This is a genomic window from Nostoc sp. DedQUE04, assembly GCF_034530995.1.
In the GTDB taxonomy this organism is placed as follows: Bacteria; Cyanobacteriota; Cyanobacteriia; order Cyanobacteriales; family Nostocaceae; genus Nostoc.
On record NZ_JAVRCA010000112.1, the window covers coordinates 1 to 14109 of the forward strand.

Sequence of the window (14109 nt, forward strand, 5' to 3'; positions counted from 1 at the left end):
CATCTTGAAGAAGATGAGGAAAAACTACGGGTTTCAACGTAGACGAGGTTTAAATTACGAATTACGAATTACGAATTACGAATTATTATGGAATCCCCAATCGAAAGAATAAAACTGTCTCAAACAGCCAAAGACCAACTTACCAAACTTAAGCGCAGCACCAAAATCGATCAATGGAATATCCTATGCCGTTGGGCGTTTTGTCGTTCCCTCGCAGAAGCAACCACACCCTCCCCCGTCCCAATTCCCCAGGATAGTAATGTCGAAATGAGTTGGCACGTTTTTGGTGGCGAAATGTCTGATATACTCCTCCTCGCCCTCAAGCAACGCTGTCATAATGACGGTTATTCTATTGACAAAGAAACCCTTGCTACCCAATTTCGGTTACATTTGCATCGCGGAATTGGCTACTTAGCAGGCGATCCAAATATCAAGAAAATTGAAGATTTAATTGAACTGGCTGTTAAACCTTGAAAGAATATTAGCTGCTAACTGTCTTAATTACGAATTACGAATTACGAATTACGAATTAGTATTATGCCTGAAACGCTAGAAATCGAGCGTCATAGAGCTGCGATCGCTCGCACTGATTTATCTCGCCCTGTGCGATTGGCAATAGAATGGGCAATCCTGAATCCAGACACCACTTTTTTTGATTACGGTTGCGGCTATGGTGGTGATGTCCAACGAGTAAAAAACTTAGGCTACACCAGTACAGGCTGGGACCCTTACTACTATCCCGATGTCCCACGCACCCCCGCCGATGTGGTCAACTTGGGCTATGTCCTCAACGTCATTGAAGACTCAGAGGAACGCCGTCAAAGCCTAATCCAAACTTGGGAACTCACCGGGAAAGTTTTAATTGTCGCGGCTCAAATACTAATTAACGCTCCCAGCAAAACCCAACTTGCTTACAATGATGGCATTGTGACGCGCCGCAATACTTTCCAGAAATATTACGAACAACAAGAACTCAAAACTTATATTGATGAAGTCTTAAATGTCGATGCAGTACCGATCGCACTAGGCGTTTACTTTGTTTTTCGAGATGAAGCGGAAAAAGAAAGTTACAAAGCTATCCGCTTCTTTTCTACCACTTCTACACCGCGAGTCCGCATCCCCACTAAGCGGTTTGAAGATTATCAAGAACAGCTGCAACCATTAATGGCTTTTTTTACCAAGCGCGGTAGACTACCTGTGAAAGGCGAATTGGAAAATGAACAGCAATTACTGAGCGAATTTGGTAACTTCCGCCGCGCATTCGGTGTAGTTTTGCAAGCTACTGATGAGGCTGAATGGGATGCGATCGCTTATCGTCGTTCTCTGGATATCCAAGTTTATCTCGCCCTGACTCACTTTGATAAACGTCCCGCATGGCAAAAGCTAGCTCCAGAAATGCGTCACGATATCAAAGCCTTTTTTAGTAGCTACGAGGAAGCGTGCCTTGTAGCCGATCAAAAGCTTTTCAGCTTGGGTAAATCTGGAGTAATTCAAACTGCTTGCGAAAAAAGCAAAATTGGTAAACATACGCGCGGTGCGCTTTACGTCCATGTTTCCGCACTAGCAGCACTTGACCCAGTACTGCGAATTTGTGAAGGTTGCGCTAGCCGTACCATTGGGCGTGTCGATGAAGCCACATTAATCAAATATCACACTGATAAGCCGCAAATATCCTATCTGTCTTACCCCGAATTCGACACCGATCCTCATCCGGCATTAAAAGCCAGCATTGGTATTGATTTAAAAACCCTATTCGTCACTCATCGAGACTATGGAACTAGGGCAAATCCGCCGATTTTGCACCGAAAGGAAACATTTGTGATCGGCAACTACCCAGGCTACGAAGAATTTGCTAAACTCACCCAACAAGAACAGGAATTAGGATTGCTCAAGGACAAAAGCGACATCGGCACTCGTGAAGGTTGGAAAAAATGCCTAGCTGCCCACAGAGTCGAAATCAGAGGGCATCAGGTTTATCCAATTTAAGAAAGTTAAGAAAACGCTGACCTATAAGGTTATCCTGAATTTGTATTTAACCCAAGTAAATCTTGGTAGTTTGTCATATTTGCGATAAATTACACAGCTGCTGTAGCAAATTCCAATCCCCGATCGGGATTATATAAGGAACTGCTGCCGCTCGGATAATTCAAACCTTTATAGGTAATAGTTACATGATATGCTTTTACATTTCCTCGTTGGATTTTATTGATATTTCCTCAAATGAGGCAAAAAGTTGAGAATATGAGGAAAATTAAATCGCTGCTGGGAGTTTTCGGTAGTCGCAAGATGGCGGCTTTATTATTTTTAGGTTTTTCATCGGGTTTACCATTATTGTTAATTGGTAATACCTTAAAAGCTTGGATGACCGTAGAAAAGGTAGACTTAGCCGCTATTGGTTGGTTTAGCCTTGCTAGTTTGCCTTATTCCTTGAAGTTTCTGTGGTCGCCGTTCCTAGACAGATTCAGCTTACCAATTTTGGGACGAAGACGGGGTTGGTTAATTTTGACGCAGATTGCTTTGATTATAGCGATCGCATTCATGGCTTTTCAACAACCCAAACAAGCATTACAGCTACTAGCCATCAACGCCATAGTCATTGCTTTTATCAGTGCAACTCAAGATATCGCTGCTGATGCCTACCGTACCGACGTTTTAGAAAAACTAGAAATGGGGGCTGGTGCAGCAGTTTTTATCTTAGGTTATCGAATTGCCCTGTTAGTGGCAGGTGCTTTAGCCTTGATACTTGCCGACAAACTGCCTTGGTCATCGGTTTACTTGTTTATGGCAGGAACGATGGTAATTGGTATTCTTGCCACCTTGTTCGCACCAGAACCCCAGGAAATTAGCCCTCCAAGTTCTCTAGCTGATGCTGTCATCTTGCCGTTTCAGGAATTTTTTCAGCGTCAAGGGATTATTAAAGCTATTCTAATGCTTGCATTCATTACCCTATACAAGCTAGGTGATGCTTTGTTGAGCAATATGACCACGCCTTTTTTGCTGCAAACTGGTTTTACCAAAACCGACATTGGGGCAATTCAAGTGGGGATGGGGTTAATTGCGACGATTGTTGGCGCTTTAGCAGGTGGTTCAATTTTGAGTGCTATTGGCATCAATAGATCGCTTTGGGTTTTTGGTATTCTACAAGCAGTAAGTAATTTAGCTTACTTTTTTCTAGCATATATCGGTCAAAACTACCAAGCTATGGTACTTGCCATCAACGTAGAACAATTTTGTGGTGGATTGGGGACAGCAGCCTTTGTTGCCTTTTTGATGAGTCTTTGTAACCAGCGATTTTCCGCTACCCAATATGCTTTGTTATCCAGCTTAATGGCTGTCAGTCGTGATATTCTGGCGGCCCCTGGAGGCGCGATCGCCCAAAGCACGGGTTGGCCTATATTTTTCTTAATTACCATCGCTGCCGCTGTACCAGGACTATTCCTATTGCCAGTATTTGCCCCCTGGAACCCTCAGCCAGTGGCAGTATCCAGACCAGGACTTGAGGACGAAGAAGAGGATATATGGGGAATCAAGTAGTTATTGCTGTCGGCACATTCATCCTCTTACTGACTGGTTTATTACTTGGCTATGTTCTCTCGCAGTTAGTTCTAGGATTTTTAGCATTTAACCTCTTAACTTTTTTTGGAACACTCAGCCTAATTTTAATTTTTGGTACGCTTTATTACGTTTTATTTTGGCAATTGCGAAGAGAACAATCCCGGCCATCAACTCCATCAACCATCAATCAAGGGATACCAACCCAGGTAGAGGAGGGTTTATCTGATAGCTATCTCAAAAACAGGCTAATAGCTAAATTATCTGGTGACACTGCCGCAGCCGAACGGTTAATTGAACAGGCAAAGGAAACTTATCCTGGGATGCCGGAGAACTGGTATTGCGAAAGAGTACTTGATGACTTGGAAAGCGATCGCCAGAGGGAGTAGGGGAAGCAGGGGAGGCTTTGGGAGCAGAGGAGGGAGTAAAGGAGAATTAATAACCAATGCCCAATGCCCAATGCCCAATGCCCAATGCCCCATTCTCAATTCCCATGCACAGAAAATTGCTAAAATAAATCAAGAATACTTCACAAATCTTTAGCTAGGTTCTCATAAAAGTTCCTAGCTTCATACAATTAAAATATGGCTATTTTTCGTCAATACATCGCCCCACTGCTTGTAGTACTGGTATTTGTTTTTGCTCTAGTGGCAGTCAGCGCCCGGATCTTTTTACCGTCCGATATGGCAGCACCCGCACCAATTGAAGAGGTACAGGTAACTTCTCAACCTACTCCAACTGATTTACCTCCAGCAACACATAACGCGATCTAGCTAAGTCAATAAATATCAGTAGTGTCTGAGCAACTATTACCTGGATACATTATTCGCCGTGGCTCCCTTTTAGAGCGATCGCTGCTGCTCAAATTCATGCAGCGAACTTACCAGGATCTCTTTCCCAACGAGGATTTTTCCCACTTAGAGCAAACAGTTAAGCAATACTTTTCTAGCGATACGCCCTTGTGGTGGGTAGAAGAGGAGGGGGAGCAGGGAGCAGGGAGCAGGGAGCAGGGAGAGCAGGGGGAGATGAGGGAGACAAGAAGAATAAGCAATGCCCCATGCCCCATTCCCAATGCCCAATTCCCAACGCCCAATTCCCCCATAGCCTGCCTCTGGGTTGGCAATGCCATAGATCAAGTACATGGGAACCGTCATGCTCACATCTTTATTCTCTACGTTGTACCAGAACATCGGCGGCGGGGTATTGGTACAGCTTTAATGGAATATGTGGAAAATTGGGCTATTCAAAGAGGCGATCGCCAGATTGGACTGCAAGTATTTCAATCAAACAAACCCGCATTGAATCTTTATAATCAGTTAGGCTATCAAACCCAATCCCTATGGATGGTAAAATTCCTGAGTGCAGAAAAATAAACTCAAGGATAGCGATAATATACTGTTGCATCTGAGTTATGGAGGTTCTCGTTTGGATAAAACTCAACGAGGAAGAAAGGAAAATGTATAAGAACCCAACTAATATATATAAATATAAAGATAAAGCTTTAACTTATTAGCGCGGGGGATTATGTGTTAATCCCTTTTCGGGATTGAAATCAAATTATGTATGACGAAGACGATCTAAGCCTACTGGATATTGAGGAGGAGCTAGAAAGCCCCTTAGATAAAATAGAGCCGCTAACTGCCGAATCAGTTGCGGCCAAGCCCGATCCAGAAGTGATGCTAGCCTTGCTGGAAAATCCCCAGCCCCAGCAAAGAATGTTAGCAGCACGTGCTTTTTGTGATATAGAAGATGCCCGTGCTACCCCCCATCTGATTCGCCTGTTAACTGATACCTGTCCCTTGGTGCGGGTAAGTGCAGCTTATGGCATCGGACGCAATCCCAGTTTAGAAGCAGTGAGTCCGTTAATTGCTCAACTAAACAGTGATTGGAATGGCTATGTGCGTAAAGGTGTAGTTTGGGCTTTAGGAAACTGTCGCGATCGCCGTTCTTTAGCACCTTTAGCAAACGCTCTCAGAACCGACATTTCCGCAGTGCGTTTGTGGGCTGCTAGCGCCTTAGCACAAATGGCAGAAGTCGGTTATGAAGCAGTGATAGGCGCAATACCACCATTAATTGAAGCCTTAGTCCAAGATCCCGTGGCAGCAGTGCGGAGTAACAGTGCTTGGGCAATTGGTCAACTGTGCCGCGAATTGCCTTCTAATGTAGTTTATGCCACAGCGATCGATGCCCTAATTCAAGCCTTTGCCGAAGACGAAGATTTGGGAGTGCGAGAAGACGCCAAAGCCTCACTATTAGGAGTGGGCGATCCCCGTGGCTTGCAGTTGATTGAAACCCTGGAACAAGAAGGGTGGTTTTGATTTGGGCATTGGGCATTGGGCATTGGGCATTAGGCATTGGGTATTAATCACTTGAATTCCAATTCCTAACTCCCAACTTCTAACTCCTAACTCAGCCCTTACTGTCCTTCAGCTACAGGTTTGACCAAATTTAAGTCATAAGGGCGCTCAGTATCATCCTCACCCAAATATTCACCATTTTGAATTTCCAGAATAACTAGCGGAATATGCCCAGGATTATCTACTTTATGTAGTGTTGCAGCCGGGACATAAGTTGATTCGTTTCGATTCAGTAATATTTCCGTATCGCCACAAGTCACCTTCGCCACACCGGAAACTACAACCCAATGTTCATTGCGGTGATAATGAATTTGTGGTTTAATTCCATGCCTGGGCTTAATTTCCACACGACTAATTCTATAAGTTTCTCCCTCCTCGATTACCTCTACCTCACCCCAATATCGTGTACCTGAATGTGGAGACAATTCGTTGATATTTGACTGGGTATTATTTTCATTGGGAGTCATAATTAATTTCTCAACCAGATAAGTATTAGTATTTATCAGTAATTTACCGTAAACGAGATAAACCTGGGTAGGGAGATGCAGTCACAACGTCTCTATTGATGACAACTGCTCTAACTTTACTTGAGGCAACAGATTCTATCCGTGAATTTTTAAATGTTTGAAGGCGTGAATTGTTCACTCCCCCGTATACTGAATCCGATAAATCCGATTATTGGCTTCTTCTGTTAATACTAAACTGCCATCTGGCAACACGAGTAAACTTACAGGCCGTCCCCAAGTGCTGGGTACAGAAGGATTTAGCAAAAATCCTGTGAGAAAGTCTTCGTAGTAGCCAAGCGATCGCCCTTTAGCATCGAAGGGAACAAATACAATTTTATAACCAGTGCCGCGATCGCGATTCCAAGAACCACGAAAAGCAGCAAAAGCACCGTTCTGGTATTTTTTGGGATACGTTTTACCATCATAAAACTGCAAACCCAATGCTGCGGAGTGCGCCTGAAACAGCACATCTGGCGTTTGAGTTCGGGCTACTAAATCAGGACGTTTACTTTTGTTATCCGTCTTTTGCCGCGGATCGAGGTTGTTTGGTGTTAGATAAGCATAGGGCCAGCCGTAAAATGCCCCTTGTTTAACGCGTGTTAGATAGTCTGGCACCAAATCATCACCAATTCCATCCCGTTCGTTAACAGTGGTATAAAGTTCCTTAGTTACAGGATGAAAGTCTAAACCAACAGGGTTACGCAAGCCGGAAGCGAAAGTTTGCTGCTGGGAACCATCTAAATTCATCACCTGTATCGAAGCCCGTGGTAGGGGTTCTTCATCTACATTGGTTCCCGATCCAACTGAAATATATAATTTATTGCCATCGGGCGAGACAACGACATTGCGCGTCCAATGGTTGTTATAACCTTGAGCGGGCAAATCGGCAATTTTTTCCCCTTTACCTGTAATTTTGTTTTGCTCTTTCGTATAGGGAAAACGCACTACAGCATCTGTGTTTCCCAGAAAAAAGGAATTACCTGCAAAAGCCATTCCAAAGGGTCTATTGAGTCCGTTATCACTACTAGCAAAGGTTTCTCGAACGTCAGCGACACCATCGCCGTTGCTGTCACGCAATAGACGAATCCGATTTTGCCCGGTTTCAGTCACTAAAACATCACCCCTGGGGGTTAAAGCTAGCCAGCGTGGGGCATCTAAACCTTCAGCAAAGACATTTACTGTGAAGCCTCGTGGTACACGCAGCACCGGATTTTCTGGAATGGGCACAACTTCAGGCCGCTTCGAGGCGCTTTCGGTTGCAAAGGGTGCTGGTAAATTCTTTAGATTGATTCGGATGGGTGTAGGTGAAAGTACTTCAGTACGGACAATATTTTTTGGCTGTGTAGGATTCTGTGTCAGTTGGGCAGAAGGTACGGATTTTTGAGGTGTGGGATTATCTGAGTTAGCGCGAGTCTGGTTACAGGCTGCTGCCAAAATCATTAAAAAAACTGGCAGCAAAAAACGCGCAGGAACTTTCATGGTGGTAGACACTATACACAATGTTCCTACTCTAGACCTGAGGCTTAATAATTGTCGCCAGTCAAAAGTTTGATTTTTCTTAGTTGTCAACCTATTAATAATTCAAAAATAAAGCACTAGTAACTAGATTCTATTCCCGATGACCAATGCTCAATGTTTACACATACAAACATTTATTAGTGAACAAAAAATTTTCAAATTCTGCTGCTGGTAAGGGACGACTAAATAGAAAACCTTGCATAGAGTTACATTTGTATTGGCGTAAAAAACCTAGTTCTGGTTCTGTCTCTACACCTTCAGCCACTACATCTAAATTGAGATTGTGAGCCATCTGAATTAATGCCTTAGCGATGGCTGACTTTTGCGAATCATTAGCAACATTATGGATAAAATAACGATCTATTTTTAATGTATTAATCGGTAAGTTTTTCAGATAAATCAAAGAAGAGTAACCCGTACCAAAATCATCGATCGCAATTTTTATACCCAAGGATTGCAATTTGCTCATAGTAGCGATCGCACTATTTACATCTTGCATAATCATACTTTCAGTGAGTTCTAGTTCTAGGTCATGTGGTTCTATATTATTCACGGATATAAAATTAACTATATTATGAATGAAATCTGGTTGATTAAATTCAATGGCTGACAGATTTACAGCAACAATCAATGAATCAATTCCAGCATCACGCCAGCTTTTAATTTGTTCGCATACCCTTTTTAATACCCATTTCCCAATTGGAACAATTAAACCTGTAGACTCTGCTAACGGAATAAATTCTGTTGGATAAATCATTCCTAACTCTGGACTTTGCCAGCGTAATAAACTTTCAGCACCTACTATTTTTCCAGATGTAATATCGACTATTGGTTGATAATAAATTTCAAATTCTTGAAAATTATGTTGTTTTATAGCTCGGTGTAAGCTAATTTCTAACAACTGCATTTTTGGAGACAAGTTATTAATGACAGTCTGAGAAGATAAATACCTTTTTAAAGTAGCGTATTTTTCCAACCTGTTCATAATGGCACTTAATAACTCAGCTCGAGTGAATGGCTTAGTTATATAGTCATCTGCACCCATATCCATACCTTGGCGGAAGTCAGATTTAGCAGATTTGGCAGTGAGAAAGATGAAGGGAATGGTTGCCGTAGATGGTTCTTGACGTAATGCTGTGAGCACACCATAACCGTCAATTTCTGGCATCATCATATCACAAAGAATTAAATCAGGAACTTCGGAGATAGCCAAATTTACCCCGATTCTGCCATTAGCCGCAGCAATAGTTTCAAAATCCTCAGCTTCTAGCAAATCTAAAATGTTTTCCCGGACTGCTTCTTCATCTTCTATTATTAATATTTTTGGCATAAATTACCTCATATTTATATTTTATTGTTTTCCAACATTATCCAGTAATACTTATTACAAAAAATGTTTTTTATAATTTAAGTATTTTAACTTTGTAGATATCTCCACAATTTTTTAAAATTGTCATTTTTAATCTAGCATCTAGTATATTAACACCATTGATAGCGCGATAAAATGATTTAAGAATATTTCCTATGTTTTCTTGGAAAATACAAATTTGCCAATCTTTAATTTCAAATAAGGTTTGTCTATATTGGCTAAGTAAATTCAACTTGAAATTGCTATCATCAGAGAAAGATTTAATATAAATTGAAAACAAGTTAATCAAGATGTGTGCCAAAAGTTTTTCATCGATGCAGCAGGTTACAAATTTATATTTACTGATGAAAACAATCAAGCGCCGATAGCCCAGATTCATCTGTATTTGTTCTGGCGATTGTCGGCTGTATTCAACCAAATTGAAGTATGTTGGTCTATACTCTAATTTTCCTACTTCTAACTGGCCAATAATCAACACATCATTCAACATTTCAGTCATGATTATGTGATATTTGGGCTTCTTTGTCTGCATAACCCTATTAGATTTACGGTAAAAGTCCAAATCTCCCTCATAAACTTCAATGAAGTGAGTGTATTTGCTTGTCGTAGCTTTACGTACTATAGCGCGTACTAGTAACCATTGGAGCTTGAGTAATTGTCTCTCAACGAAAATCTGATGTTCTACCTCCAAGGAACCAATACTAGCATTACCTCTAGTTTTCTCTGTTTTTTGTGCCAGTGCTTGACAGATATAGATGCTTTCAGGAGTAATATTACCGACAATGTTACGTTGCTTATCTACAACTTGAAGTAGTTCCAACTGATGCTGGCATAACCGTGATAGCACTGAGACTATCTTTGAAAATTCTGACATGTTAAATGTCATAACTAAGGTATGCATAACTTCAAAAGTATTGGCTGTTTTCAAGTTAGTTTCAGAAGCTACAAACAGTACCATATCATGCTTGCTGAAGTACCCTACTACCTACGAAGATGAAAAAACAAGATACTTTTACCCTGTGCTATACCAGTGCGTAAGCGTAGTCAATTGTATAAATAGCATCTACTTTAATAGTGATGTTTTTAACACAACCATCAGGAGCAAACAGTCAATTCTTAACTCTAAGCTTTGTAGGCTGATGAGCTGAGGTAAAGTTTGCATAGATTTTCACGATAGCTATCATCAAATAATAGTTATCTAAAGCTGCTTATCTAAGTATTTTCTAATATTTTGACGCTAAACAACTAGTAATTTTTGGGATACAAACACTACAAAAAGCGTGTTAAGAATTACAAACTAGCTTATATCCAGCTAGTTAGGTATTGAGCATTGGGCAAAACAGTTTTGAGTGCTGTTAGCGGAAAGCTAAGGTTTAGCCCGTGCTGAGTTAGGAGTTTTCTTTTGTCCCTTTGTCCCCTTGTCCCCTTGTCCCCTTGTCTCCCCGCTTCTCTGCCTCTTCACAAAGGACGTAACTGCAACCGCCGTTCGCCATAACGTAATAGCCTTTCTATAGTTACGAGCCGATTTTCCCAAACTTTGACTTGATAAGAATTCGACTTAATTTCTTGGCTCATCAATACCCGAAATTGAGACTGGAACCGAGTTAGAGATGCTCTCGCCACGAGTAACTTACTAGCAGAAGGAGAAGCGGCAAGCTGATTTAAAGCACTGCGTAAAACTTCTGCCTGGTTGTTAAAATCTGAAATTTTCTGAGATGGCCTTGGTCGTTGGTCATTTTGGAAAACAAATTTCCATTCCCGTTGTAGCGCGGTGTAACGGATGGCGGCAGTTTGAAAAGGCTGACTCAGAGGAATCGGTTCACTTGTTGTAGATTGAATTCTACCTTGGGTGCTATTAAAGAGTTTTTGGAGATCGTTGCTAAAATTTTCTGCGGCAAATAGTGCATAACCACTAACTGGCAAGTCCCTTACCAACTGGAGTTGATCGAATGCCCCGATGGTTGGCAAAGAAAGTAAGCGAATTCCCGGCACCAACAAGGTAGCTCCCAATTGTTTAGAGGCAATCCAGGGTTGGGCCAGTCGTTGAAATCGAGAAGTATCAAGAGCATAAGTCATGGGAACAATTAAATCTACATCCCCCCGTTTTGCCCAAGTTTCCCAATTTTGTTGAATTTTCTGAATCCGTTCTAGTTCTGGCAAAGGAAATACTGCAACCGACAAAATCAAATTCGGTTGCTTTTGTCGCAACTGCTGTGATACTTGAGCGACAAAGCTATCAACTTGCTCGGTGCGAAATTTTGTCCATTTTTGCCACAAATCTGCTTGGCTAGGAGAAATATTCACTGGATCTACACCAGTAAGTTTCTGAAATTGCGCTCTTGCAGCTTTCCCATAGCCATAAGTTCGACCTGCTGATGGATCTTGGAAAGGGTACCGAATGTAGTCTAGTTGTAAACCATCCACCTTATATTTAGTGACAATTTCTTCATACAGCTTGAGCAAATATTGCCGCACTTCGGGGTTGGCTGGATCGAAGAATGGCTTAGTCTGCCCAACAGGAATCATGTTGCCTAGATTATCGTAGTTTGCCCAATCGGGATGAGCCGCCAGTACTGGCCCTGGATAATTAGGATTAAGGTTAAGAATTTCATTATGACGTTGATTGCCAGCAGCAAAAGTCCACACCCAAGCGTGTAACTCCATGTCTCGCTCATGGGCTAGTTTGACTGCTTCTTCCAGTGGGTTCCACCCACGAATTAATGGGTTTTGCTCTTTTGCGACTTGGCTCGGATAAATTGGATAGCCAGCGTTAACAGTTTCAAAAAAGACAGTATTAATCCCGGCTTGAGCGAGGCGATCAAAAATCTGTGCCAGTCCCGCCTTACTACCAGCGCGAACAATCGTTCCCCGATCTAACCAAACTGCGCGAATTTCTGGTTGAGCTAGTTTCCGATCGACAGGAAACTGCTGCCACAAAGTTGTTTTAGCGGTCAGCCACTGTTGACGAGCCAAAGCGTAGTTTTTTTGAGCAATCAATTGGGGTAAATTTTTAGCAATTAGCCTTGCTTGTGCTAACACTTGGTCTTTAGTTATAGCTAGCGCCCCCAGTTTGGTTGAGGCTAATTGTGTTGGCTGTTCTTTGACAGACTGGGGGGTGTTCAAATTCCTAGAAAACTGTTTTCCCTCACCCTCAGATATTGTTTCGCCAACATTAGCCGCATCAGCTAACACCGCTAAATGAGCGCTTTCCACCCGACCAATCAGATTTTCTAGTTCTTGCTGGAGAGCGATCGCTTGGTTGTTATCAATCGGCTCGTTGGAGTTGGGTGCAACATCCAAACGCACCGCTTGTTCTAGTTGGTCAATAGCCTCCTGAGAACTTGGAGGTTTGACCATAGGCAAAGGTCTAGATATGGGAGCAGTGGCAGTTTTAGGAGGAGTCAATGAGGGAGATAAGGGAGATGAACTACCCCTCTGCCCCTCTGCCCCTCTGCCCCCCTGCCTCTGTGCCTCTGTGCTCCCCGGCGCTGAGGGCGCAGCTGCAACAGTTGTAGAGCAGCTTTGGGAACCTCCTGGTATTTTTTTGGTGCGATTTGATGGCGCTAGTGCTGTTAAATAGTGATTGATAGTAGTTTTTAACCAGGCATTATCCAACTCGGCTGCGGAGGCTGTATCTGTTCCCCAGCGCCAGCCCAAAAAGGTGGAACGCTCAGTTGTCACGACTGCGGCCGGACTATCTTTGGAATTCCAAACAACAGGAGATTCAGTGCCCATATCATTAGGAATCACAACGCCGCCGCGCACTTTACCAAATAGTCCAGTTTGATTTGCCCATTCTGGAATCCTGGTTTTTGCAGCTTGAATCTGTTCTGTGTCACTAAGGCTGAATCCCCAATAACCTCCCAAGAGCGATCGCAATAATTGCCGCACTCCTGGCGATGACAAACTACCTACAGGCCCACTAGCAATCAAACGCCCTCCCTTACTCATCCAGTCTTCTAGAGCGATCGCTTGAGTTGGTGTTAATGTCTCGACGTTTGGCAAAAATAATACGCGGCGATCGCCCCAATCTGCCCCACTCTTGACATCATTTAGGGAAATTACACAATATTTCACTCCTGTTGTCTGTAAGCGATCGCTTATCCCTCTCCATTGATTTACATTTTCTTGCCCATACACTACGCTTAATACGGGTTCTTCTGTCGCTGCCGTTGCTGGCAAAATACTCAAAAAACTTAAAACTACAATTTCACAACTTAAAATAAATAATCTTTTAGCTTCTTTAATTTTTAAACTTATATCTTTTTGGTTTTCCTGATAATTCACCAGTGACTCCTCACTTCATTATTAATTAATTTAGTTATTAGTCAGAATTCATTAGTACAGAATATAGGACTTGAGCTTTATCCTAGTAAGTCTACTGAGATTCTCACTTGGCTTAAGTAAGCTAATTTTTTACTTTGCAAAAATCAAATATAATTCCTATAAGCTTTTCGTAGAAGTACTTAGTGAATGACTTTCATCAATCTAGCCTATCAAAAGCAGTAAAAAATGCCAAGATGGATACTCAAATTGCCCAGGCGATTCTATAGAAATTGTTAGCTATTACATTGTGAATTTCATTCCATTGGTGACTAGCTTTTTAGAAAATTTTGTGTTTACCAATTCCAATAGGCTTTTGAGCAATTGCAGAGATTTTTCATTTAAACCTAAAATAAAAAATGCCACTCTTATTCTGATTATCTATTTTTCAGGATTTTTGTGAGTTAAAAAAGTAATACTAGTGCATTTTACAGCATTTCCGGCTGTTATGAGGTACAGTAGCAGCAATTAGCAAACCAGTTTC

Annotated in this window: 12 protein-coding genes; 7 read left to right on the top strand and 5 right to left on the bottom strand. The window is 42.0% G+C overall.

Annotation, left to right across the window (positions count from 1 at the left end; translation table 11 throughout):
- The first annotated feature begins 87 nt into the window (after positions 1-87).
- The 7 genes from dndE (at position 88) to RM049_RS38000 (ending at position 5870) form a co-directional block, all read left to right on the top strand.
- Positions 88-474, top strand: a complete 387-nt coding sequence (gene dndE / locus RM049_RS37970) for a DNA sulfur modification protein DndE (RefSeq protein ID WP_322707926.1) — start codon at positions 88-90, stop codon at positions 472-474.
- Positions 475-537: 63 nt separating this feature from the next.
- Positions 538-1986 (top strand): DNA phosphorothioation-associated putative methyltransferase, encoded by a 1449-nt coding sequence (locus RM049_RS37975; RefSeq protein WP_322707927.1) that lies wholly within the window; start codon positions 538-540, stop codon positions 1984-1986.
- A 255-nt stretch (positions 1987-2241) separates the two neighbouring features.
- Positions 2242-3534, top strand: a complete 1293-nt coding sequence (locus RM049_RS37980) for an AmpG family muropeptide MFS transporter (RefSeq protein ID WP_322699003.1) — start codon at positions 2242-2244, stop codon at positions 3532-3534.
- The gene (locus RM049_RS37985; protein ID WP_322665288.1) at positions 3519-3941 is read left to right on the top strand and encodes an ABC transporter permease; all 423 of its coding nucleotides are present in this window, start codon (positions 3519-3521) and stop codon (positions 3939-3941) included. Before RM049_RS37980 ends, RM049_RS37985 begins: the two co-directional genes overlap by 16 nt.
- 195 nt (positions 3942-4136) lie before the next feature.
- A complete protein-coding gene (locus RM049_RS37990; RefSeq protein ID WP_322669912.1) occupies positions 4137-4325 on the top strand; it encodes a hypothetical protein in 189 nt (62 codons plus the stop codon).
- A gap of 21 nt (positions 4326-4346) precedes the next feature.
- Entirely contained in the window at positions 4347-4925 is a 579-nt protein-coding gene (locus RM049_RS37995) for a GNAT family N-acetyltransferase (RefSeq protein ID WP_322707928.1), read from the top strand.
- Positions 4926-5111: 186 nt separating this feature from the next.
- Positions 5112-5870: a HEAT repeat domain-containing protein gene (locus RM049_RS38000; RefSeq protein WP_322707929.1), complete on the top strand. Its 759-nt coding sequence runs from the start codon at positions 5112-5114 to the stop codon at positions 5868-5870.
- 98 nt (positions 5871-5968) lie between these two features.
- On the opposite strand, the gene RM049_RS38005 is transcribed toward RM049_RS38000, so the two are convergent.
- From RM049_RS38005 to RM049_RS38025, 5 genes are all read right to left on the bottom strand, one after another.
- Positions 5969-6376 (bottom strand): phosphomannose isomerase type II C-terminal cupin domain, encoded by a 408-nt coding sequence (locus RM049_RS38005; protein ID WP_322669909.1) that lies wholly within the window; start codon positions 6374-6376, stop codon positions 5969-5971.
- 174 nt (positions 6377-6550) lie between these two features.
- Complete coding sequence (locus RM049_RS38010; protein ID WP_322707930.1) at positions 6551-7894, bottom strand: sorbosone dehydrogenase family protein; 1344 nt, start codon at positions 7892-7894, stop codon at positions 6551-6553.
- A gap of 157 nt (positions 7895-8051) precedes the next feature.
- On the bottom strand, positions 8052-9263 hold the full coding sequence (locus tag RM049_RS38015; RefSeq protein ID WP_322690565.1) for an EAL domain-containing response regulator: 1212 nt from the start codon (positions 9261-9263) through the stop codon (positions 8052-8054).
- 70 nt (positions 9264-9333) lie between these two features.
- Positions 9334-10260, bottom strand: a complete 927-nt coding sequence (locus tag RM049_RS38020; RefSeq protein ID WP_322707931.1) for a hypothetical protein — start codon at positions 10258-10260, stop codon at positions 9334-9336.
- A gap of 500 nt (positions 10261-10760) precedes the next feature.
- Positions 10761-13592, bottom strand: a complete 2832-nt coding sequence (locus tag RM049_RS38025; RefSeq protein WP_322707932.1) for a family 10 glycosylhydrolase — start codon at positions 13590-13592, stop codon at positions 10761-10763.
- Between the last annotated feature and the right edge of the window lie 517 nt (positions 13593-14109).